The 21750-nt window shown below is 71.6% G+C and carries 19 protein-coding genes and 1 tRNA gene; 14 read left to right on the forward strand and 6 right to left on the reverse strand.

Annotated features, from left to right (window positions below; genetic code table 11):
• Positions 1–68: 68 nt before the first annotated feature.
• The gene (locus ACNAVT_RS11875) at positions 69–1226 is read left to right on the forward strand and encodes a trans-sulfuration enzyme family protein (RefSeq protein WP_416295528.1); all 1158 of its coding nucleotides are present in this window, start codon (positions 69–71) and stop codon (positions 1224–1226) included.
• A 32-nt stretch (positions 1227–1258) separates the two neighbouring features.
• On the opposite strand, the gene ACNAVT_RS11880 is transcribed toward ACNAVT_RS11875, so the two are convergent.
• Both ACNAVT_RS11880 and ACNAVT_RS11885 read right to left on the reverse strand, forming a co-directional pair.
• Positions 1259–2008 (reverse strand): helix-turn-helix domain-containing protein, encoded by a 750-nt coding sequence (locus ACNAVT_RS11880; protein ID WP_416295530.1) that lies wholly within the window; start codon positions 2006–2008, stop codon positions 1259–1261.
• Between the two features lie 32 nt (positions 2009–2040).
• Positions 2041–2117 (reverse strand) — tRNA-Leu (locus tag ACNAVT_RS11885).
• A 104-nt stretch (positions 2118–2221) separates the two neighbouring features.
• Here ACNAVT_RS11885 and ACNAVT_RS11890 point away from each other — a divergent pair.
• The 11 genes from ACNAVT_RS11890 (at position 2222) to polA (ending at position 14759) form a co-directional block, all read left to right on the forward strand.
• The gene (locus ACNAVT_RS11890; RefSeq protein WP_416295532.1) at positions 2222–2842 is read left to right on the forward strand and encodes an ANTAR domain-containing response regulator; all 621 of its coding nucleotides are present in this window, start codon (positions 2222–2224) and stop codon (positions 2840–2842) included.
• 51 nt (positions 2843–2893) lie between these two features.
• Positions 2894–4093, forward strand: coding sequence for a hypothetical protein (locus tag ACNAVT_RS11895; RefSeq protein WP_416295534.1), 1200 nt, complete (start codon positions 2894–2896; stop codon positions 4091–4093).
• A gap of 259 nt (positions 4094–4352) precedes the next feature.
• Positions 4353–5516 (forward strand): branched-chain amino acid ABC transporter substrate-binding protein, encoded by a 1164-nt coding sequence (locus tag ACNAVT_RS11900; protein ID WP_416295536.1) that lies wholly within the window; start codon positions 4353–4355, stop codon positions 5514–5516.
• Positions 5517–5625: 109 nt separating this feature from the next.
• Positions 5626–6576, forward strand: coding sequence for a branched-chain amino acid ABC transporter permease (locus tag ACNAVT_RS11905; protein ID WP_416295538.1), 951 nt, complete (start codon positions 5626–5628; stop codon positions 6574–6576).
• Entirely contained in the window at positions 6573–7682 is a 1110-nt protein-coding gene (locus tag ACNAVT_RS11910; RefSeq protein ID WP_416295540.1) for a branched-chain amino acid ABC transporter permease, read from the forward strand. The genes ACNAVT_RS11905 and ACNAVT_RS11910 overlap by 4 nt, the downstream gene beginning before the upstream one ends.
• The gene (locus ACNAVT_RS11915; protein WP_416295542.1) at positions 7675–8520 is read left to right on the forward strand and encodes an ABC transporter ATP-binding protein; all 846 of its coding nucleotides are present in this window, start codon (positions 7675–7677) and stop codon (positions 8518–8520) included. The genes ACNAVT_RS11910 and ACNAVT_RS11915 overlap by 8 nt, the downstream gene beginning before the upstream one ends.
• On the forward strand, positions 8510–9220 hold the full coding sequence (locus ACNAVT_RS11920; RefSeq protein WP_416295544.1) for an ABC transporter ATP-binding protein: 711 nt from the start codon (positions 8510–8512) through the stop codon (positions 9218–9220). The genes ACNAVT_RS11915 and ACNAVT_RS11920 overlap by 11 nt, the downstream gene beginning before the upstream one ends.
• Before the next feature lie 27 nt (positions 9221–9247).
• Positions 9248–10153: an ABC transporter substrate-binding protein gene (locus ACNAVT_RS11925; protein ID WP_416295546.1), complete on the forward strand. Its 906-nt coding sequence runs from the start codon at positions 9248–9250 to the stop codon at positions 10151–10153.
• Position 10154: 1 nt separating this feature from the next.
• Positions 10155–11135 (forward strand): amino acid ABC transporter permease, encoded by a 981-nt coding sequence (locus ACNAVT_RS11930; RefSeq protein ID WP_416295547.1) that lies wholly within the window; start codon positions 10155–10157, stop codon positions 11133–11135.
• Positions 11132–11941, forward strand: a complete 810-nt coding sequence (locus ACNAVT_RS11935) for an amino acid ABC transporter ATP-binding protein (RefSeq protein ID WP_416295549.1) — start codon at positions 11132–11134, stop codon at positions 11939–11941. Before ACNAVT_RS11930 ends, ACNAVT_RS11935 begins: the two co-directional genes overlap by 4 nt.
• Positions 11942–12059: 118 nt before the next feature.
• Entirely contained in the window at positions 12060–14759 is a 2700-nt protein-coding gene (polA, locus tag ACNAVT_RS11940; protein WP_416295551.1) for a DNA polymerase I, read from the forward strand.
• A gap of 47 nt (positions 14760–14806) precedes the next feature.
• On the opposite strand, the gene ACNAVT_RS11945 is transcribed toward polA, so the two are convergent.
• Genes ACNAVT_RS11945 through ACNAVT_RS11955 form a run of 3 tightly spaced genes read right to left on the reverse strand, consistent with a single transcriptional unit; the run spans position 14807 to position 16289 of the window.
• Entirely contained in the window at positions 14807–15238 is a 432-nt protein-coding gene (locus ACNAVT_RS11945) for a DUF3140 domain-containing protein (RefSeq protein ID WP_416295553.1), read from the reverse strand.
• Complete coding sequence (locus tag ACNAVT_RS11950; RefSeq protein ID WP_416295555.1) at positions 15222–15443, reverse strand: DUF2945 domain-containing protein; 222 nt, start codon at positions 15441–15443, stop codon at positions 15222–15224. The genes ACNAVT_RS11945 and ACNAVT_RS11950 overlap by 17 nt, the downstream gene beginning before the upstream one ends.
• Positions 15444–15482: 39 nt before the next feature.
• On the reverse strand, positions 15483–16289 hold the full coding sequence (locus tag ACNAVT_RS11955) for a class I SAM-dependent methyltransferase (protein WP_416295556.1): 807 nt from the start codon (positions 16287–16289) through the stop codon (positions 15483–15485).
• A gap of 367 nt (positions 16290–16656) precedes the next feature.
• On the opposite strand from ACNAVT_RS11955, the gene rpsA reads away from it, so the two are divergent.
• Positions 16657–18144, forward strand: coding sequence for a 30S ribosomal protein S1 (gene rpsA / locus ACNAVT_RS11960; RefSeq protein ID WP_416295558.1), 1488 nt, complete (start codon positions 16657–16659; stop codon positions 18142–18144).
• Positions 18145–18335: 191 nt separating this feature from the next.
• Positions 18336–19514, forward strand: a complete 1179-nt coding sequence (gene coaE, locus ACNAVT_RS11965; RefSeq protein WP_416295645.1) for a dephospho-CoA kinase — start codon at positions 18336–18338, stop codon at positions 19512–19514.
• A 6-nt stretch (positions 19515–19520) separates the two neighbouring features.
• Here the strand turns inward: coaE and ACNAVT_RS11970 are convergent, their stop codons facing one another.
• On the reverse strand, positions 19521–21485 hold the full coding sequence (locus tag ACNAVT_RS11970; RefSeq protein WP_416295560.1) for a hypothetical protein: 1965 nt from the start codon (positions 21483–21485) through the stop codon (positions 19521–19523).
• Between the last annotated feature and the right edge of the window lie 265 nt (positions 21486–21750).

A 21750-nucleotide genomic window follows, 5' to 3' on the forward strand; every position in this document is an offset into this window, starting at 1 on the left:
AGAGCAGTCCGCAGAATTTCCTTCGTCTCTATTGCCCGATGATGCTGTCATGTTCGATGCTTCGAGCCATGACCGCCGTGGACACCACAGCCGTGCACGCCGGGCGCGACGACCTCGCCGTGCTCGGCGTCCACGTACCGCCCATCGACCTCTCCACCACCAACCCGCTGCCGTCGGTCGACGACGGCGGTGACGCGTACGAAGCCCTCGCCACCGGCGGCACCCTCCCGCCCGGCGCCAGCGCCGTCTACCAGCGGCTCTGGAACCCCACCGTGGCCCGCTTCGAGAACGCCCTCGCCACCCTCGAAGGCACCGCCGAGGCCGTCGCCTTCGCCAGCGGCATGGCCGCCCTCACCGCCACCCTGCTCGCCGCCACCCGCGACGGGAAGCGACACGTCGTCGCCGTCCGCCCCCTCTACGGCGGCACCGACCACGTGCTCGCCACCGGCCTGCTCGGCACCGAGGTCACCTGGGCCCGCCCCGACGAGGTCGGCGCCGCGATCCGCCCCGACACCGCGCTGGTCGTCGTCGAGACCCCGGCCAACCCCACCCTCGACCTGGTAGACATCGCCGCCCTCGCCAAGGCCGCCGGCGACGTCCCGCTGCTCGTCGACAACACCGTCGCCACCCCGGTGCTCCAGCAGCCCGCCCGGCACGGTGCCGCGCTCGTGCTGCACAGCGCCACCAAGAGCATCGGCGGCCACGGCGACGTCCTCGCCGGCGTCGTCGCCTGCGACCCCGACTGGGCCGCCCGGCTGCGCCAGGTCCGCGCCGTCACCGGCGCGATCCTGCACCCGCTCGGCGCGTACCTGCTGCACCGCGGCCTGCAGACCCTGCCGCTGCGGGTCCGCGCCCAGCAGGCCGGCGCCGAGAAGCTCGCCAGCTGGCTCGCCGGGCACCCCGCCGTCGAGCGGGTCCACCACCCCGCGCTGCACGACCCCGCCGCGCTGGTCGGCCGCCAGATGTCCGGCACCGGCAGCCTGCTCGCCTTCGAGGTACGCGGCGGCGCCCCCGCCGCGGCAGCCGTCGCCGGCGCCTGCCGGCTGATCACCCACGCCGTCTCGCTCGGCGGCGTCGACACCCTGATCCAGCACCCCGCCTCGCTCACCCACCGACCGGTCGAGGGGGACGCCAAGCCGTGCGGCGGACTGCTGCGGATCTCCGTCGGCCTGGAGGACCCGGAGGACCTGCGGGCCGACCTGGAGCAGGCGCTCGCCGCGATCTGACCCGTAGCTCGCGGTCGTCGCGCTGCCCCGCGTCAGGATTTCGGGCCGACGTGGTGGTCCAGCGCGGCGACCGCGTCCCGCCGGGCGACGGAGAGGGACCAGGGCAGGTTCATCCGCCAGGCGATGCCCAGCAGGTCGAGCGCCCACTGACAGAGTTCCATGATGTCGGACGACCGGTTGGAGAACATGTAGCGCGGATAGACGTATTCCTTGCCGCGGACGGTGACCCGGTTGGCGAACCGGCAGCCATCGGAGTGGAACAGGCCGCGCAGAAAGTCGCCCGTTTGCGCCGCAACAATCTCGTGCTGCCAGTCGGCCAGGACGATCGGCCGTTCATGCTTTTTGCCGGGCCCGTGCTGCGGAAACATGCACGGCCAGTGTTTGCCGTAGCTCTGCACGCTGACACAGCCCTGCTTCTGCACGCGCTGCACTGAGGCCGCGAGGACACTCTTCATGGCTTGCTCACAGGCGTCGATCAGGCCGGGCCAGGCATCGGCGCAACTGATGCGCAGCACCGGAACCCGCGCGGCGGTGACCAGGTGCCCGTCGCCGAGGTAGAGGCCGAGCAGGTAGGCGTACTGGCCGAGATCTGTCGGATGGTCGACGCCAGAACGGCAGCGGAAGCAGCGTAGCGCACTGCTCTGTTGCTTCGGCTCCGGTCGATCCTTGCACCAGTGCCGGACGGTGGGATAAGAGAGCCCGACGGCGCGGGCGGCCTCCGCGACGGTCGCGCCAGCGAGGTACAGCTGCCGCGCTCGCGCGCGTATTTCGGGTGGGTGCACATGGACATCTTCGAACGCCCGTACGACAGTTTTGGTGCCCCCGGTGGGATTCGAACCCACACTGTCGGAGGTTTGAGCTCCGTTTCTCTACCGGTTGGAATACGGGGACAGGGTCGCCTGACGCTGTCGCGTCGTGTCATAGGTTACCCACTAGGCTAGGGGCGGCGACACCCGGCAGGGTGGGTGTCGGGTTCAGACTGGTGGGAGAGGCTCGTGGCCGAGACGCAGACGGATGCCGAGCGCAGGCGCGTACTGATCGCCGAGGACGAGGCGCTCATCCGGCTGGACCTGGCCGAGATGCTGGTCGAAGAGGGCTACGAGGTGGTCGGCGAGGCCGGTGACGGCGAGACCGCCGTGCGGCTCGCCGAGGAGCTGAAGCCGGACCTGGTCATCCTCGACATCAAGATGCCGATCATGGACGGGCTGGCCGCCGCCGAGCGGATCGCCGGCGCCCGGATCGCCCCGGTGATCATCCTGACCGCGTTCAGCCAGCGTGACCTGGTGGAGCGGGCCCGGGCGGCCGGCGCGATGGCGTACCTGGTCAAGCCGTTCCAGAAGAGCGACCTGGTGCCGGCGGTGGAGATCGCGCTGTCGCGCTACTCGGAGATCGCGGCGCTGGAGGCGGAGGTCGCCGGGCTCACCGACCGGCTGGAGATCCGCAAGACCGTCGAGCGGGCCAAGGGCGCCCTGATGACCACGTACGGGATGACCGAGCCGCAGGCGTTCAAGTGGATTCAGCGCACGGCGATGGACCACCGGATGACCATGAAGGAGGTCGCCGAGCGGATCCTCGCGGAGACCGCCGGCGGCGAGGTGGCCCAGCCGGCCACCTGACCCGTCGATTCCCCCTGTGCGGGAGCGGCGGTGATCGATAAAGTCTGACCCGTGGCGTTGCGGCGGCTGGTGGCGGTGCTCGGTGTCACCGTCGTGCTGCTCGCCGGCTGCGTGCGCTCGCCGGCGCACGCCGATCCCGAACCGCTCCGTCCGCAGTGGCGGTCGCTGACGCTGCCGGTGCTGCCGGGAACGCCCGGCCGGCTGTTGCTGCGCGACGTGGCGGCCTGCGCCGGGCACTGGTTCGTGGTGGGCGGGGTGGCCGACCCCGAGGGAGAGACCCGGCCGGCGGCGTGGACCAGCGCGGACGGTCTCTCGTGGTCGTCGGTGCCAATCGCGCCGTCGAGCTTCTACGGCCGGCGGCACGTGCTCTACGCGGCGGCCTGTCGTCAGGGCCGGCTGGGAGCGGTGGGCGCGCGGAACGGGGGCGTGCACGGCAATCCGCGTACGGGCACCTGGGCCCAGGCCCCCGACGGCACGCTGCGGGAGGTGCCGGCCCCGTTCGAGCTGTACGGGGGACCACGGGCGGTGAGCGTCTCCCGGCTGGTCGCGGGGCCGGGCGGGTGGCTGGTGGTCGGGTCCCGGGCCGACGGGGCAGCGGTGTGGACCTCGTCGGACGGGGAGCGGTTCACGCTGCGCGAGGGTGTGCCGGAGTTGGCCGGCGACGGCCGGGGCCGGACGGTCGGGTTGGACGCGGTGGCCGTACCGCCGGGGTGGCTGGTGGTGGGGGCGGTGCTGCCGCCGCACGCGACGGCGGCGCTGCCGCTGGCCTGGACGTCGGTGGACGGGCGGGCCTGGCGGCGGGTGGAGTTGCCGGCGTCGGACGGGCGGAGCCAGGCGCAGCGGGTTGCTCTGGTGGGCGGTGCGGTGGTGGTGGTCGGTTCGCTGCGGGACGGGTTCGGGGTGTGGCGGGTGGTGCCGCCTGGTGGCGGTGCGGAGCGGATCGGTGCGGCGGGCTGGCGGAGGGTCGGTGGTTTCGCTGCGGCCGGCCCGGGCGTGTCGTCGGTGCACGGGCTCGTGTCGGCCGCTGGCGGTGGGTTGCTGGCGGTGACCGGCGACGGGGCTCGCCACGGCCTGTGGTTCTCGGTCGATTCGGGCGGCTCGTGGCGGTCGATGGTGTTGCCGGTCGTGGTGTCCGATGGTGGGGACACGGCGGTGGCGGCGGCGTTCGGCGGAGATCGATTAGTGGTGGTCGCCGATGACGGTGCGGGGTCCCGTGCCTGGTGGGCGGCGGTGCCGATCGTCGATCGGTAGCGGGTGATACAGCGTTGGCCACTTACCGAGGAAACCAAGGCGCAGGCCTCTCGTGGCCGAAGGTTCTTACAGCGATCGCTTCCGATCCGGCACGGCGTGTAACGGTTCGGTCAACCCGCTCTCGTAGGACTTACGCCACACCTCCCAGGTGGGATAACGTCCCGGCCCAGACCGGCGACGACGGTCTGGTTCGTCCACCCCCGCAAGGGCCAATTGGTAGCGGGTGGTTTGGGCCATGCGACGGAGGAGGGTTCGGGCCTTGAGGCAGAAGCTCGCGCGGGTGATCGGTGGGGCCGCCATGCTGGCGCTCGTCGCCGGTGGTACCGCTTGCAGCAGTGGTGGAGACGACACCGCGTCCGGTGGCGGCGACAAGTGCGGCAACAAGATCGCGTTCTTCGGTGCGCTGACCGGCAGCTCGGCGGCGCTCGGTATCAATGAGAACAACGGCGTCAAGCTGGCCGTCGACAAGTACAACAAGGAGAACGCCGACTGCAAGGTCGAGCTGGTTCCGCTCGACTCGCAGGGCAGCCCCGACCAGGCCCCGGGTCTGGCGCAGAAGGCCATCGACGACGCGAAGATCCTCGGCATCGTCGGGCCGGCCTACTCCGGTGAGTCGGAGGCCGCCGACCCGCTGTTCAGCGAGGCGGGCCTGGTGCACATCACCGCGTCGGCGACCCGACCGAGCCTGTCGCAGCAGGGTTGGAAGACCTTCTTCCGGGCGGTCGGCAACGACTTCAGCCAGGGCCCCGCGGCCGGCAACTACATCAAGAACGTGATCAAGGCCGACAAGGTCTACGTGATCGACGACCAGTCCGCGTACGGCGCGGGTCTGGCCGACGAGGTCAAGAAGGTCCTCGGCTCGGCCGTGGCCGGCTCGGACAAGGTCCAGGGCGAGGGCAAGCAGACCGACTTCTCCGGCGTGGTCACCAAGGTCAAGAACGCGAACGTCGGGGCGATCTTCTACGGTGGCTACTACCAGGAGGCCGGCCTGATCCGCAAGCAGCTGACCGCTGCCGGGGTCACCGCTCCGCTGGTCGCTGGTGACGGCGTGAACGACCAGGCGTACATCGACTCCGCCGGTGCGGCGGCTGCCGAGGGCACCATCCTCACCTGCCCGTGCCAGCCGGCCACCGAGGCGCGCGGCACCTTCGCCGCGGACTTCAAGGCCCTCAACGGCACTGACCCGGGCACCTACAGCGACACCGCGTACGACGCGGCGAACATCCTGCTCGCCGGCATCAAGGCGGGCAAGACCTCCCGCTCGGACCTGCTCGAGTTCGTCAAGGGCTACTCCGGCGAGGGCGTGGCGGCCAGCTACAAGTTCGTCGAGGGCGGCGAGCTGGACCCGGCGCAGGTGAAGGTCTGGGCGTTCAAGGTGGTGGGCGGCAAGGTCGTCCCGGACCAGGAGATTCCGAAGTCCTGACCTCGGTCGCTGTGACGGCGACTACGGCTTGATCGTGGGTGCGGCCGGGAGCTCGCTCCCGGCCGCACCCCATTTTTCTCTCTCCAGACCCCGATGGAGCGTCCCGCCCTTGAACTTCGACGGACTGTTCTCCAACTTCGGAGAACTCACCACGACCGGCCTGACGCAGGGTGCCATCTACGCCCTGGTCGCGCTCGGCTACACGCTGGTCTACGGCGTGCTGAGACTCATCAACTTCGCCCACTCCGAGGTCTTCATCGCCGGCGCGTTCGCCGCGCTGTGGACCTGGAACGGCTTCGGCCTGGACCAGAACTCGCAGGTCAGCGGGCTGGGCTCGATCATGTTCTACCTGCTCGTGGCGGTGATCGTCGCGGCCATCGCCTCGGCGGGCACGGCGACGGTCATCGAGCGGGTGGCGTACCGGCCGCTGCGTAAGCGCAACGCCCCGCCGCTGGCCTTCCTCATCACCGCGATCGGCGCGTCGATCGCGATCTCGGAGGCGTTCGGCGTCTACACCCGCCGGCGCCCGCAGGGCGCTCCGAGCCTGGTCGAGACGAAGCCGTTGTTCGAGATCGCCGGCGTGCCGATCGACTCGGTGCAGCTGCTCACCGTCGGCGCCGCGTTGGTGATGATGTTCGCGCTGGATCAGTTCATCAACCGCAGCCGGGTCGGTCGCGGCATCCGGGCGGTGGCCCAGGACGCCAACACCGCCGCGCTGATGGGCGTGAACAAGGACCGGATCATCATGATGGTCTTCATCGCCGGTGGCGCCATGGCCGGCGTGGCCGGTCTGCTCTACGACGTGAAGATCGGCACGCTGACCTACAGCGTCGGCTTCCTGCTGGGCCTCAAGGCGTTCACCGCCGCGGTGCTCGGCGGCATCGGCAATCTGCGCGGCGCGCTGGTCGGCGGTCTGCTGCTGGGCGTGGTGGAGAACTACGCCTCGGGTCTGTTCGGTTCGGAGTGGAAGGACTTCGCGGCCTTCGCGGTGCTGGTGGTGCTGCTGATGTTCCGGCCGACCGGTCTGCTCGGTGAGTCGCTGGGGAGGGCACGGGCATGACGACCGTTCAGGAGCGGGTGCGTTCCGGCCGCGAGGCGGTCGGGGAGCGGTGGCGCAGCGCGCCGAAGTGGGTGCGGTGGGCCCTGCTGGTGGCGGTCATCGTGTTCTTCTACGCGCTGCCGAACAAGGAGTTCTACCAGTACCTGGGGCCGATCCCGACCACCGGCTCGAACTTCACCCAGGTGATGTTCACCGTCTCGATCTACGTGCTGATGGCCGTCGGGCTGAACATCGTGGTCGGCTTCGCCGGCCTGCTCGACCTCGGCTACTTCGGCTTCTTCGCCGTCGGCGCGTACACCGTGGCGGTGCTGACCTCGCCGAGCAGCGACATCAAGACGCTCTGGCCGTGGCTGCTGGTGGTGCCGGTGGCGATCGCGCTGACCATGGTTTCGGGCGTCATGCTCGGCACGCCGACGTTGCGGCTGCGCGGTGACTACCTGGCGCTGGTGACCCTCGGCTTCGCCGAGATGATCCGGATCTCGGCGGTCAGCGTTCCGTTCCTCAAGGGACAGCGGGGCTTTAACCAGATCCCGCACCCGCCGGGTAAGTACGCCGACGGCAAGCCGTTCTTCGGCATCCTCGACGCCCGGCCGTACTACTGGCTGGTGCTCACGCTGATCATCCTGGTGGTGATCGGGGTGCGGAACCTGACCCACAGCCGGGTGGGGCGCGCGTGGATCTCCATTCGTGAGGACGAGGACGCCGCTCAGCTGATGGGCGTGCCGACCTTCAAGTTCAAGCTGTGGGCGTTCGCGTCGGGCGCGGCGATCGCCGGCCTGGCCGGCGCGCTCTTCGCGGGCAAGCAGAACTTCGTCAACTCGCAGAACTTCGAGCTGCTCAACTCGATCATCATCCTCGCCGCGGTCATCTTCGGCGGCTCCGGCAACATCGTCGGCGCCATCGTCGGCGGCGGCCTGGTGGCGTACATGATCGAGCGGTTCCGTGGCATCGAGCTGTTCGGCGTGGAGCTCTACGAGTACCGGTTCCTCTTCTTCGGCCTGGTGCTCGTGGTGATGATGATCTTCCGGCCGCAGGGCCTCATCCCGAACCGACGACGGGCGGCGGAGTTCAAGGACCGCCGCAAGGAGGTGATCGTCGGTGAGTGAGATCGAGCAGAAGCCGGCCGTTCCCGCGCAGGCCGCTGCTCCGGCGGCGGAGACGGTGCCCGGACGGGAGCCGCTGCTGGAGGTCGACAACGTCACGCTGAGCTTCGGCGGCGTGGTCGCGTTGAACGAGGTGGACTTCACCCTCTACAAGGGCGAGATCCTCGGTCTGATCGGCCCGAACGGCGCCGGCAAGACCACCTGCTTCAACGCGATGACCGGTATCTACCAGCCCACCAAGGGGGAGATCCGGTTCCGCGGCGAGAAGATCAGCGGTAAGAAGCGGCACCGGATCACCCAGATGGGCATGGCGCGGACGTTCCAGAACATCCGCCTCTTCCCGGAGATGACCGCGCTGGAGAACGTCCTGGTCGGCGCGGACGCGCACCACAAGACCAGTGTGGTCTCCGCGCTGTTGCGGCTGCCCCGGCACTGGCGGGAGGAGCGCGAGGGCCGCGAGAAGGCCGAGCGCCTGCTGGAGTTCGTCGGCATCCGCAAGCGGATGCACGAGTTCGCCCGCAACCTCTCCTACGGCGAGCAGCGGCGGCTGGAGATCGCCCGCGCGCTGGCCACCGACCCGGTGCTGCTGTGCCTGGACGAGCCGGCCGCCGGCTTCAACCCGGCGGAGAAGGAGGAGCTCCTCCAGCTCATCCGGCAGATCCGCGACACCGGCGTGACCGTGCTGCTCATCGAGCACGACATGCGTCTGGTGATGGGGGTGACCGACCGGATCGTGGTGCTGGAGTTCGGGAAGAAGATCGCCGAGGGGCTGCCCGCCGAGGTGCGGGACGACCACAAGGTGATCGCGGCGTACCTGGGGGTACCGGACGATGCTGCTTGAGATCGACGATGTGAGCCTGCTGTACGGGCGGATTCAGGCGCTGCACGGGATCAGCCTGACGGTGGACGAGGGCGAGATCGTCGCCCTGATCGGCGCCAACGGGGCCGGCAAGTCGACCACGATGCGGGCGATCTCCGGGATCCGGCCGGTGGCCTCCGGACGCATCCGGTTCGACGGCGAGGACATCACCAAGCTGCGGGCGGACCTACGGGTGCGCCGCGGGCTGTGCCAGGCCCCCGAGGGGCGCGGCATCTTCCCGGGTATGTCGGTGCTGGAGAACCTGGAGATCGGTGCGTACACCCGGCGGGACCGGGCGGGCATCGCGCAGGACCTCGACCGGGTGATGGAACTCTTCCCCCGGCTGGCCGAGCGGCGTAAGCAGGCCGGTGGCACGTTGTCGGGCGGCGAGCAGCAGATGCTGGCCGTCGGGCGCGCGCTGATGAGCCGGCCGAAGCTGCTGCTGCTGGACGAGCCGTCGATGGGTCTCGCGCCGATGCTGATCCAGCAGATCTTCAGCATCATCACCGAGATCAACCAGCAGGGCACCACGATCCTGCTGGTGGAGCAGAACGCCCAACAGGCACTGGCCCGGGCGCACCGCGCGTACGTGCTGGAGACCGGACGGATCGTCAAGAGCGGCACCGGCGCCGAGCTGCTGCACGACCCGTCGGTCAAAGAGGCCTACCTCGGCGTGGCCTGACCGACGATCCCTCAAAGGAGTTCAACGATGCGCAACTTCAACAGTGGTCGGCGGGCGGCGATGGGCGTCGCCGGCGCGGCTGTCCTGCTGGTCTCCCTCGCCGCGTGCGGCGAGAAGGAGAATTCCGGCACGCCCGGTGCCGGCCCCTCGGTGACGGCCGACACGAACCTGGCCGCGAAGGTGCCGGACGCCATCAAGGCCGACGGCGTGATCAAGGTGGGCACCGACTCGACGTACGCCCCGGCGGAGTTCATCGACAACGACGGCAAGACGGTCATCGGCTTCGACGTCGAGCTGTTCAACGCGGTCGCGCAGAAGCTCGGCCTCAAGGCCGAGTACGAGTCGGCGCCGTTCGACGCGATCCTGCCTGGCGTCGACTCCGGCAAGTACGAGGTCGGCGTCTCGTCGTTCACCATCAACGCCGAGCGGCTCAAGAGCGTCAACATGGTCAGCTACTTCTCCGCCGGCACCCAGTGGGCGACGAAGAAGGGCAACCCGGGCGGGGTGGACAACGAGAACGCCTGCGGCAAGAAGGTCGCCGTGCAGGTCGGCACCGTGCAGCTGGACGACATCACCGCCCGGTCGAAGAAGTGCACCGACGCCGGCAAGCCGGCCATCACCATCGACCAGTACCAGGCGCAGAGCGACGCGACCGCCGCCGTGGTCAGTGGCAAGGACGACGCCATGCTCGCCGACTCCCCGGTCGGCGCGTACGCGGTGAAGCAGAGCGGCGGCCAGCTGGAGCTGCTCGGCGACATCTACGAGTCGGCCCCGTACGGCTACGCGGTGAAGAAGGACCAGCAGGCGTTCGCCGAGGTGCTGAAGGAGGCCGTGCAGGCGGTCATCTCCGACGGCAGCTACAAGACCGCGCTGGAGAAGTGGGGCGTCGAGGGCGGCGCCGTGACCAGTTCCGAACTGAACCCCGCCGGCTGACATGTCGGTCGACATCGAAACACCCGAACGGGCACGGCCTGAACCCATCAAGGCCGTGCCCGTGCGGCATCCCGGCCGCTGGATCGCCATCGCGGTGATCGGGGTGCTGGTTGCCATGTTCGTGCACCTGCTGGTGACGAACAAGGCGTTCAACTGGTCGTTGATGGTCGACGAGATGTTCCGGCCGCCGATCATCGCCGGGCTGCGCGGCACGATCGTGCTGCTCGTGTTCTCCATGCTGATCGGCATCGGGCTCGGCATCGTCATCGCGATCATGCGGCTGTCGCCGAACCCGATCCTGCGCGGCGTCTCCTGGGTCTACACCTGGTTCTTCCGGGCGGTGCCCCGGCTGGTGCTGGGCATCCTCTTCGGCAACCTGGGCATCCTCTGGGCCCGGGTGGAGTTCGGCCTGCCCTTCGACCGGCAGATCGGCGCGCTGTTCGGCGTGCACGACTTCGAGGCCCGGCTGTTCGGGTTCTCCGCGGTGGACATCCTCACCGGGTTCGTCGCCGGCGTGCTGGCCCTCGGGCTGTCCGAGGCCGCCTACATGGCGGAGATCGTCCGGGCCGGCATCCAGTCGGTGGACGAGGGGCAGACCGAGGCCGCGCAGGCGCTCGGGCTGAGCCGGGCGCAGATCCTGCGCCGGATCGTGCTGCCGCAGGCCATGCGGGTGATCATCCCGCCGACCGGCAACGAGACCATCGCGATGCTCAAGGACACCTCGCTGGTCGCCTACGTGCCGGTCAGCGCCGAGCTGTTCTTCCAGCTCAAGGCGGTCGTCACCAGGACCTTCCAGCCCTTTCCGATGTACGTCGCGGCCACCCTCTGGTATCTGTTCCTGACCAGCATCCTGCTGGTCGGGCAGTACTACCTGGAGCGGCACTTCTCGAAGGGCGTCGGGCGCAGCGAGCGGGCCCGGCAGCGGCTGCGTGACATCACCGCCGAGAGCGGTGGCACCACGAGCGGGACGGCGGAGCGATGACTGAGCTGATCATTCCTCAGCAGGCGGGCTCGGTGGACGAGACGCCGGGCCCGATGGTCCGGGCCGAGCAGGTGCACAAGTCGTTCGGGCCCCTCGAGGTGCTCAAGGGCATCGACCTGGAGGTCCGCGCCGGGGAGGTGTGCTGTCTGCTCGGGCCTTCCGGCTCCGGCAAGTCGACCTTCCTGCGCTGCATCAACCACCTGGAGAAGATCAACGCCGGCCGGATCTGGGTGGACGGCGACCTGATCGGCTACCGGGAGCGCGGCGGCAAGCTGCACGAGCTGCGGGACAAGGAGGTGGCCGCGCAGCGCCGGGCGATCGGCATGGTGTTCCAGCGGTTCAACCTCTTCCCGCACATGACCGTGCTGCAGAACATCGTCGAGGCGCCGGTGCTGCTGCGCCAGGCCAGGAAGGCCGAGGCCCGGGACCGGGCGGCGCAGCTGCTGGAGCGGGTGGGGCTGGGCGACAAGCTCGGCGCGTACCCGGGTCAGCTCTCGGGCGGCCAGCAGCAGCGGGTGGCGATCGCCCGGGCCCTGGCCATGCAGCCGAAGCTGATGCTCTTCGACGAGCCGACCAGCGCGCTGGACCCGGAGCTGGTCGGTGAGGTGCTCGACGTGATGAAGGACCTCGCCCGCGACGGCATGACGATGATCGTGGTGACCCACGAGATCGGGTTCGCCCGCGAGGTCGGCGACTCGCTGGTGTTCATGGACGGCGGCGTGGTCGTCGAGCAGGGCAACCCGCGCGAGGTGATCGCGAACCCGCGCCACGACCGGACGAAGGCGTTCCTGGCCAAGGTCCTCTGACCGGACGGGGTCCGGTGCGGCCTCCGCCGCACCGGGCCCCGGCAGCCCGCGCCGCCGGCCACCGCGCCAGCGTCCCGGGTGCGGGGCGATGTCGGCCGGTGGGGATAGAGTCGCTGCCGTGACAGCTACGACGCCGCGCCTGCTCCTCGTCGACGGACACTCCCTGGCATACCGGGCCTTCTTCGCCCTGCCGGTGGAGAACTTCTCCACCACCACGGGGCAGCCGACCAACGCCGTCTACGGCTTCACCTCGATGCTGATCAACGTGCTCCGCGACGAGCAGCCGACGCACATCGTGGTCGCCTTCGACGTCTCCCGCCGCTCCTTCCGGACGGAGAAATACGCCGAGTACAAGGCCGGCCGCAGCGAGACCCCGACCGACTTCAAGGGCCAGGTGAGCCTGGTCAAGGAGGTGCTCGCCGCGCTGCGCGTCCCGGTGGTGGAGAAGGAGGGCTACGAGGCCGACGACGTCATCGCCACCCTCGCCTGCCAAGCCCGCGACCAGGGCATGGAGGTGCTGATCACCACCGGCGACCGGGACGCGTTCCAGCTGGTCGGGGACCGCATCACCGTGCTCTACCCGCGCAAGGGCGTCTCCGACCTGGCCCGGATGGACCCGGCGGCGGTGGAGACGAAGTACGGCGTCGTCCCGGACCGCTACCGCGACCTGGCCGCGCTGGTCGGCGAGACCAGCGACAACCTGCCCGGCATCCCGGGGGTCGGCCCGAAGACCGCCGCCAAGTGGATCAATGCCTACGGCGGGGTGGAGGGCGTGATCGCCCGCGCCGACGAGATCAAGGGAAAGGCCGGCGACAGCCTGCGCGAGCGGCTCGCCGACGTGATCCGCAACTACGAGATCAACTGCCTGGTCTCCGACCTGGAGCTGCCGGTGCGCCCCGAGGACGCTCGCTGGCAGGGCTGGGACCGGGAGGCCGTGCACCAGGTCTTCGACACCCTCCAGTTCCGCATCCTGCGCGACCGGCTCTATCAATACCTGGAGGCCGTCGAGCCGGAGGCCGAGGCCGGCTTCGAGCTGGCCGGCCAGGTGCTCGCCGAGCCCGGCGCGCTCGCCGGCTGGCTGGAGACGCACGCCCCGGCCGGCACCCCGGTCGGCGCGGCGGTCAAGCTCGACACCGGGCCCAACCGGCGGCACACCGCGGTGGTGGCCGGGCTGGCCCTGGCCACCGGGTCCGGCGCGGCCGCCTGGTGCGACCCGGCCACCCTCGACGCGACCGACGAGGCGGCCCTGGCCGGCTGGCTGGCCGACGGCTCGCGTCCCAAGGTGCTGCACGACAGCAAGCCGGCGGTGCTGGCGTTCGCCGCGCACGGCTGGGACCTGCAGGGCATCTCCCGGGATACTCAGATCGCCGCCTACCTGGCCCGCCCCGACCAGCGCTCGTACGACCTCACCGACCTGGCGCTGCGCTACCTGCACCGGGAGCTGCGGGTCGACACGCCGGAGACGGGGCAGCTCACGCTGGACGGGCTGGGCAACGACGGCGAGGCCGAGCAGAACCTGATGCTGCACGCCCGGGCCACCCTCGACCTGGCCGACGCGATCGACGCCGAGCTGTCCCGCGACGGCGAGCAGTCGGCGCGGCTGATGGCCGGCGTGGAGCTGCCGCTGATGCGGGTGCTCGCCACCATGGAGCGCACCGGCATCGCCGCCGACACCGAATACCTGTCCGAGCTGGAGGCGCACTTCGCCGCCGAGGTGAAGGCCGCCGCCCAGGGCGCGTACGCGGCGGTGGGCCGGGAGTTCAACCTGGGTTCGCCCAAGCAGCTGCAGGAGATTCTCTTCGGTGAGCTGGGCCTGCCCAAGACCAAGAAGATCAAGACGGGTTACACCACCGACGCCGACGCGCTGCAGTGGCTCTACGCCCAGCAGCCGCACCCGGTGCTGGCGCACCTGCTGCGCCACCGGGACGTGGCCAAGCTGAAGTCGACCGTCGACGGGCTGCTCAAGTCGGTCTCCGACGACGGCCGGATCCACACCACGTTCAACCAGACGGTGGCGGCCACCGGTCGGCTCTCCTCGACCGAGCCCAACCTGCAGAACATCCCGATCCGCACCGAGGAGGGGCGACGGATCCGCCGCGCCTTCGTCGTCGGCGAGGGCTACGAGTGCCTGCTCACCGCCGACTACAGCCAGATCGAGATGCGGATCATGGCGCACCTGTCGTCGGACGACGCGTTGATCGAGGCGTTCAACTCCGGGCACGACTTCCACGCCGCCACCGCCTCCTCGGTGTTCGGCGTCCCGGTCGACCAGGTCACCGGTGACCAGCGCCGCAAGATCAAGGCGATGAACTACGGCCTGGCGTACGGGCTGAGCGCGTTCGGCCTCTCCCAGCAGCTCGGGATCAGCGCCGAGGAGGCGCGCGGGCTGATGGAGAACTACTTCGCCGGCTTCGGCGGGGTCCGTGACTACCTGCACGAGGTGGTGGCCCGGGCCCGGCAGGACGGCTACACCTCCACCATCCTGGGCCGCCGCCGCTACCTGCCCGACCTGGTCAGCGACAACCGGCAGCGCCGGGAGATGGCCGAGCGGATGGCGCTCAACGCCCCGATCCAGGGCTCGGCGGCCGACATCATCAAGGTCGCCATGCTGCACGTCGACACCGCGCTGCGGGAGGCCGGGCTGCGCTCCCGGATGCTGCTGCAGGTGCACGACGAGCTGGTCTTCGAGGTCGCCGGGGGCGAGCGGGAGACCCTGGAGGCCCTGGTCCGCAAGGAGATGGGGGAGGCCCATCCGCTCTCGGTGCCGCTGGAGGTCTCCGTCGGCGAGGGCCGCGACTGGAACAGCGCCGACCACTGACCGGCTCCCGTCCCGTCCCGGCCGTTCCCCGGGGCGGGACGGCGGGGTCAGCGTCCGGGTCCCCGGCGCGCCTTCGGCGGGGCGCCGTGCCGCTCCAGGGCCTGCCGGGACCGGCCGCCGGGCGGTGGTAGCGGGGCCTTGACGGGGTCGTGACCCCAGTTCATCAGGGAGTAGCGCCACCGGGTCTTCCGGACGTCGCCGCTCGGTCGCTGCGCCATGTGTCGCCGGACGTACCCGATCACCTTGCGCATGTGCCGGTAGTCGGCGGTGGAGAGCTCGTCGCGCTTGCGGCGCAGCAGCTCGACGATCCTCCGGCCGGACTCGTGGCCGACCGACTCGCCGCCCTGACTGCCCTTTCTCCGCCAGCCGACGTGCTTGGACTCGTCGGTCTCCAGCCAGTTCCGCAGCTCGGCGGGCTTCATGTTCACCGCCTCGGTGAACTCCCGGTAGGTCTGCTGCTCCTCATCGCTCCGGCTCATGGCGCAGCGCCTCCGGTCGGTGGGCGACATCCCGGCCGGAGTGGTCGTTGCGGATGCGGTACTGCGGGTCCTCCGGCGAGGCGTTCACGGTGTGCCCGCGTACGTGCGTCCGGTCGACGAGCTTCTCCTTGACCACGCCGTACGCCCGGCCGCTGTGGCTGGCCCAGGAGACGTGGTCGCCCTCGCGGAACTCCTTCTCGGCCATGCCGTCGGGGTACCCGGGGCCGGCCCGCGGAAACGGCAGCTATCCGGCGGCGGGCTTCTCGGCCACGTAGATGGCGGTGCCGGGGAAGAGCCGCCCGCGCAGCGGGCTCCACTGCCCCCAGATGCCCTCGTGCCCCGCCGGCCACTCCGGCTCCACCAGGTCCAGGAGGCGGAACCCGGCGCCGACCAGCTCGCGGACCCGGTCGCCGAGGGTGCGGTGCTGCTCGACGTAGGTGGCCACCCCGTGCTCGTCCTGCTCGACGTACGGGGAGCGGTCGAAGTACGAGTGCACGGCGGTGAGCCCGCCCTCGCCGGGGTCGTCGAGGAAGATCCAGCGCATCGGGTGGGTGACCGAGAAGACCCAGCGACCGCCCGGGCGCAGCACCCGGGACACCTCCCGCATGACCGCCGCCGAGTCGTCCACGAAGGGGATCGCGCCGAACGCCGTGCAGACGATGTCGAAGGCGGCGTCGGCGAAGGGCAGGGCGAGCGCGTCGGCCTGCACCAGCGGCACGCGTACGCCGGTGCGGGCGGCGGCGGCCGCGGCGTGCCGCAACATGCCGGCGGAGAGGTCCAGGGCGACCGGCCGGGCCCCCTGGGTGGCCAGCCAGCGGGCGGCGGCCGCCGCCCCGCAGCCGAGTTCCAGGATCCGGCGGCCGGCGACCTCGCCGAGCAGGCGGGCGTCGGCCTCGCGCAGCCCCTCCGGGCACCAGACGAAGTCCAGGTCGCCCAGGAACTCGCCGTGCTCGGCCTGGTAGTCGTCGGCGTCGGTGTCCCACCAGCCGCGGTTGGCCCGGCGGACCTCGCCGGCGCCCACCCGGCGCCGGGTCACCCTGTCGTCATCCACCCGCTCACGCTAGGCCCTCACCCGGGCGGGCCGGCGAGGGGCCGTCGCCGGCGGGTGAGACGGGTGGGGCGAATGTGACGGACGAGACAGCCCGTGCCCCTTACCGCGCGAAATCTCCGCTTTCGCAGCTGACGAGGTCGTGAGGACATGGGAGGGCTTGCACGCTGTGGTAATGCAGCAGGTAGGCTAGACGATGCGCTCGCGGATCGTGTGCCTCGGCAGGGAGCAGGTGCGCGGTCACCGGAGCCACTAATGATCTTCTTACGGCGATCGTTCGGTGTGCCCGGCGACGGATCCGTTGGCGCGGACGAGTCACCGCGACGCCACGCCTGCTGTGACAACCCATCCGACCGGAGCAACCGCCCACATGACGAGCAGCATCGAGGCCCCCTCGAGCGCCAACAAGGTCACCCACGACGATCTCGGTTCCGAGGAGGCTTTCCTCGCCGCGATCGACGAGACCATCAAGTACTTCAACGACGGCGACATTGTCGAAGGCACCGTCGTCAAGGTCGATCGGGACGAGGTCCTGCTCGACATCGGCTACAAGACCGAGGGCGTCATTCCCTCTCGGGAGTTGTCGATCAAGCACGACGTGGACCCGGCCGAGGTGGTTTCGGTCGGCGACCACATCGAGGCCCTTGTTCTCCAGAAGGAGGACAAGGAGGGGCGCCTGATCCTCTCGAAGAAGCGCGCGCAGTACGAGCGGGCCTGGGGCACCATCGAGAAGATCAAGGACGAGGACGGCGTCGTCCGCGGTTCGGTCATCGAGGTCGTCAAGGGTGGTCTCATCCTCGACATCGGCCTGCGCGGCTTCCTGCCCGCCTCGCTCGTCGAGATGCGGCGGGTGCGCGACCTGCAGCCGTACGTCGGTCGGGAGCTCGAGGCCAAGATCATCGAGCTGGACAAGAACCGCAACAACGTGGTCCTGTCCCGCCGGGCGTGGCTGGAGCAGACGCAGTCCGAGGTGCGCACCGAGTTCCTCAACAAGCTGCAGAAGGGCCAGGTCCGCAAGGGCGTCGTGTCCTCGATCGTCAACTTCGGCGCGTTCGTCGACCTGGGCGGCGTGGACGGCCTGGTGCACGTCTCCGAGCTCTCCTGGAAGCACATCGACCACCCGTCCGAGGTCGTCGAGGTCGGCCAGGAGGTCGAGGTCGAGGTCCTGGACGTCGACCTGGACCGCGAGCGGGTCTCGCTGTCGCTGAAGGCGACCCAGGAGGACCCGTGGCGCCAGTTCGCCCGTACCCACGCGATCCAGCAGATCGTGCCGGGTAAGGTCACCAAGCTCGTGCCGTTCGGCGCCTTCGTCCGGGTGGACGACGGCATCGAGGGCCTGGTCCACATCTCCGAGCTGGCCGAGCGCCACGTGGAGATCCCGGAGCAGGTCGTCCAGGTCGGCTCCGAGGTCATGGTCAAGGTCATCGACATCGACCTCGAGCGTCGCCGGATCTCGCTGTCGCTCAAGCAGGCCAACGAGGGCTTCGTCGAGGGCGAGGAGCACTTCGACCCGACCCTCTACGGCATGGCCGCGACCTACGACGAGCAGGGCAACTACATCTACCCGGAGGGCTTCGACCCGGAGACGGGCGAGTGGCTCGAGGGCTACGACAAGCAGCGCGAGACCTGGGAGAACCAGTACGCCGAGGCGCGTCAGCGCTGGGAGGCCCACACCAAGCAGGTGCAGACCTCCCGGGCCGCCGACGCCGAGGCCGCTGCCAACCCGGCTCCGGCCGTGTCCGCCGGCACCACCACCTCGACCTCGGCCCCGAGCCGTCAGGCCGAGGAGCCGGCCGGCACCCTGGCCACCGACGAGGCGCTCGCCGCGCTGCGGGAGAAGCTTGCCGGCGGCAAGTGATCCTGCGACAGCTCCAGTGCGACGCGTCTGACGCCGCGCCGCGACCTGAAGCCGTCGATGGAGCTGTCGGCTGACGACGACGGGCCCCGTCCCCGCGATCCGGTTCCACCGGGCCGCCGGGGGCGGGGCCCTTCGCCTTTCCCGCCCCCGGCCAATTTGGCACCGGCACGGTGATCGGGTTGACTGGTCCGGTGCTGATGGTGGGGCTGACCGGAGGGATCGGTTCGGGTAAGAGCGCGGTGGCGAGCCGGTTGGCCGCGCTCGGCGCGGTGGTCATCGACGCGGACCGGATCGCCCGCGAGGTCGTCGCCCCGGGCAGCGAGGGGCTCGCCGAGATCGTCGCCGCCTTCTCCGACCGCGTGCTCGACGCGCACGGCGCCCTCGACCGGGCGGCGCTGGGCGCCGTCGTCTTCGCCGACGAGGCGGCCCGGCGCCGGTTGGAAGCCATCACCCATCCCCGGGTCCGGGCGCGCACCGCCGAACTGGCCGCCGCCGCGCCCCCGCACGCGATCGTGGTCAACGACGTGCCGCTGCTGGTCGAGGTGGGACTCGCCCCGACGTACCACCTGGTGGTCGTGGTGCAGACGGCGGTGACCACCCGGTTGGAGCGGCTGGCGCGCGACCGCGGCCTGGACCGCGCGGAGGCCGAGCGGCGGATCGCCGCGCAGGCCGACGACGCCCGCCGGCAGGCTTCGGCCGACGTGCTGCTCACCAACGACGGCACCCTGGACGAGCTGAACGCCGCGCTGGACGGGCTCTGGCGCGACCGCCTGGTGCCCTACGAGCGCAACGTCCGCGAGCGGCGCGCGATCCGGCCGGAGCGGGTGGGGCTCACCGAGCCCGACCCGACCTGGCCCCGGCAGTACGCCCGGCTGGCCGCCCGGATCCGGCACGCGGTCGGGGCCGACCTGCGGGTGGACCACATCGGCTCCACCGCGGTGCCCGGGCTGGCCGCGAAGGACGTCATCGACATCCAGCTCACCGTGCCGTCGCTGGCGGAGGCGGACGGCCCGCTCGCCGATCGGCTCGCCGACGCCGGATTCCCGCGGCTGCCCGGCGACTGGTGGGACAACCCGCGCCCGCCCGGCTGCGCCCGGTGGGAGAAGCGGCTGCACGGCAGCGCCGATCCGGGCCGCCCGGTGTACCTGCACCTGCGGGTCGCGGGCACGCCCGGCTGGCGGTACGCGCTGCTGATGCGCGACCACCTGCGCGCCGACCCGGGCCAGCGGGCCGCGTACCTGCAGGTGAAGCGGGACCTGGCCGCCGTCGCGCCGGACAGCGCCACGTACGGGACGCTGAAGGACCCCTGGTTCGACGAGGAGCACCTACGCGCCGAGGAGTGGGCCGCGCAGACCGGCTGGCGGCCCTGACCCGGCTCAGCGCGGTGTCTGTCCTGGCGATCGGTGGGTGGTGGGCAGTACCGGCGTCCGGCCGGGGGTGAGGTCGAGCTGCGCCCAGGTGCCTGGCCCGGTTCGCAGCTCCAGCCGGCGCAGCAGGCCGTCCCGGTCGATCCAGTAGCGCTGGGCCGCCCGGCCGGGCCGTACCTCGATGACGTCCACGGCGTGGCCCGCCACCCGGTCGCCGCGCAGCCTGAGGGCCGACGCCGTTGGTACGGCGGCCCCGCCGGCCCGCAGTGCCGCGTCCAGCAGCCGGTCCAGGCCGTCGCCGGGCGGCCGGTCGGCCGGCCAGGCCAGTCCGGCCGGTGGTGGCAGCGGCGGCGCGGCCGGGACCTCCACCGCCCCGCCGTCCGCCGGTACCTCCACCCGGGCCACCTTCCCCGACCGCCAGCGCAGCAGGGTTCGGCGCCCCGGGGTGTCGACCTCGCCCACCGCCAGGTATGCCGCGGATCCGGTCCAGCTCAGCCAGCCGGCGGCGCGCAGGTTGGCGGTGGGGCCGACCGGTGCGGCCAGCGCCAGTGTGGCGCCACCGGCCGCCCGTAGCCGGGCGGGCAGCCGCGCGAGCCGGTCGAGCTCGGCGTCGGCGAGCGCGCGGGGCAGCCCCGGAAGGCCACCGAGCGCGTCAACCGGGCGGAGCGTGGGCCGGTCGGTGCGGGCCAGTTCGAGGGTGACCGGCGTGTTGTCGGGCAGCCAGCCCTCCAGCCGGTGCAGCCGGGCGTCACGGTCGAGCCAGAGGCGAGGCGGCCGGGACGGTGCGGCGCTGTCCGGGCCGGCGGTGGCCGCGGCGGGGCCGGGCGGGGAGGTGGGCAGGGGTGCCTGGACGATGTCGACCGGGATGCCGTCGACGGTGTCCCGGCCCTTCCAGCGGGCCGCCGCCGGCGCGCCGTCGACCCGATCGGTGCCGAGCCCGAGGAGCAGGTCGCGGACGGCGGCCACGCCGTGTCCGGCGGGCGGCTCCCGCAGCCGCCAGCGGTCGTCGGGGGGCACCAGCGGCGGCGCGGCGGGGGTGGGTGCCGCGGCCGGGTCGGGCCGCACCACCATGGCCGACCGGGTGGCCTGCACCAGCCCGCGCTCGACGCCCGCGCCCGGCCCGCCCACGTCGAGGTAGACCAGCGGCCGGGCCCAGTCGACCCAGCCGACCAGCTCGGCGCGAGCACGGCCGGTGCCGATCCTGACGCGTACCCCGGCGCGGACGTCCCGCTGATTGGTCACCCGCATCGCCGCCAGTCGCTCGGCCTCGACCGGGGCGAGCGGCCGGGCGGGGTCGGTCGGCTGGGGCGACCAGTGCAGCAGTCCGGCGACCAGGGCCGCCGCCGAGACGGCGGCGGCCACGCCGAGCGCGACGAGGACGGCCCGGTGCCGGGTCGACCGTTCCGGCGGGTCGCCGGTCGCGTCCGGGTGGTGGTCGGCCGGCGTGGCTCCGGCACGCGTCGTGGCCGGTCGTCCGCCGGTCGTCGGGTCGGCCCGCCGCCGACGCCCCGGGAACGTCCCGGCGCCGGCGGCGTGGCGGGCGCGCCGGTGGCCGCGCCCGGGCTCGCGCGGCACGGTGCCGGGCGTCGGGCCGGTCGTGGGCTCGCCCCGGGCCGGCTCGGTGCGGCCGGGGATGCCCGTGGGCGGGGCGGCGCCGTCTTTCCGGCGGCCCGGGCCCTCGGCGGGCCCGGCGGGGCGGACGACGCCTTCGGGCTGGTCGATGGAACGGCCCGGTCGCCCGGTGGCGCCGCCGGTGGCCGGGCCGTCCGTCGGGGCCGAGGAGCGGCGGGTGGCCGCCGGCGCAGCCGCCTCGGGCTCGACGGCCGGGCATGCGGGCGGTGTGCCGGGATCGGGTTCGGCGGCCGCGCGTGCTGGCGGTGTGCCGGCCGGGTCGGTTGGGGTGTCGTCGGCGGGGAGCGGACCGGGTTCGGGTGACGGGACGCGCCGGGACCGGCGTCCGGGGGAGGTCTCCACGAGTGGAGAACGCGCCTGGGCGGATCCGGTGACGAGCAGGGGCGCTCGCGGCGGCCGGTCTGCGCGTCCAGCGCGACCACGTCGGCGCGCACGCCGGTCGTCCCGGGTGCTGCGACCGTCGGTCCAGGGGCGGCCGGGCCCTTGGAGGGCGGCCGCCGGCCCGGTCGGCCGCCGCGAGCGGCCTACGGTAGGAGCGTAGCCGGGTGAGATGTGGCACACAATGGGAATATCGAAGCCGATCTCGGACCCTCCGTGGTCGCCCGGA

This window comes from Micromonospora sp. SL4-19, from assembly GCF_047921475.1.
Taxonomy (GTDB): Bacteria; Actinomycetota; Actinomycetes; order Mycobacteriales; family Micromonosporaceae; genus Micromonospora.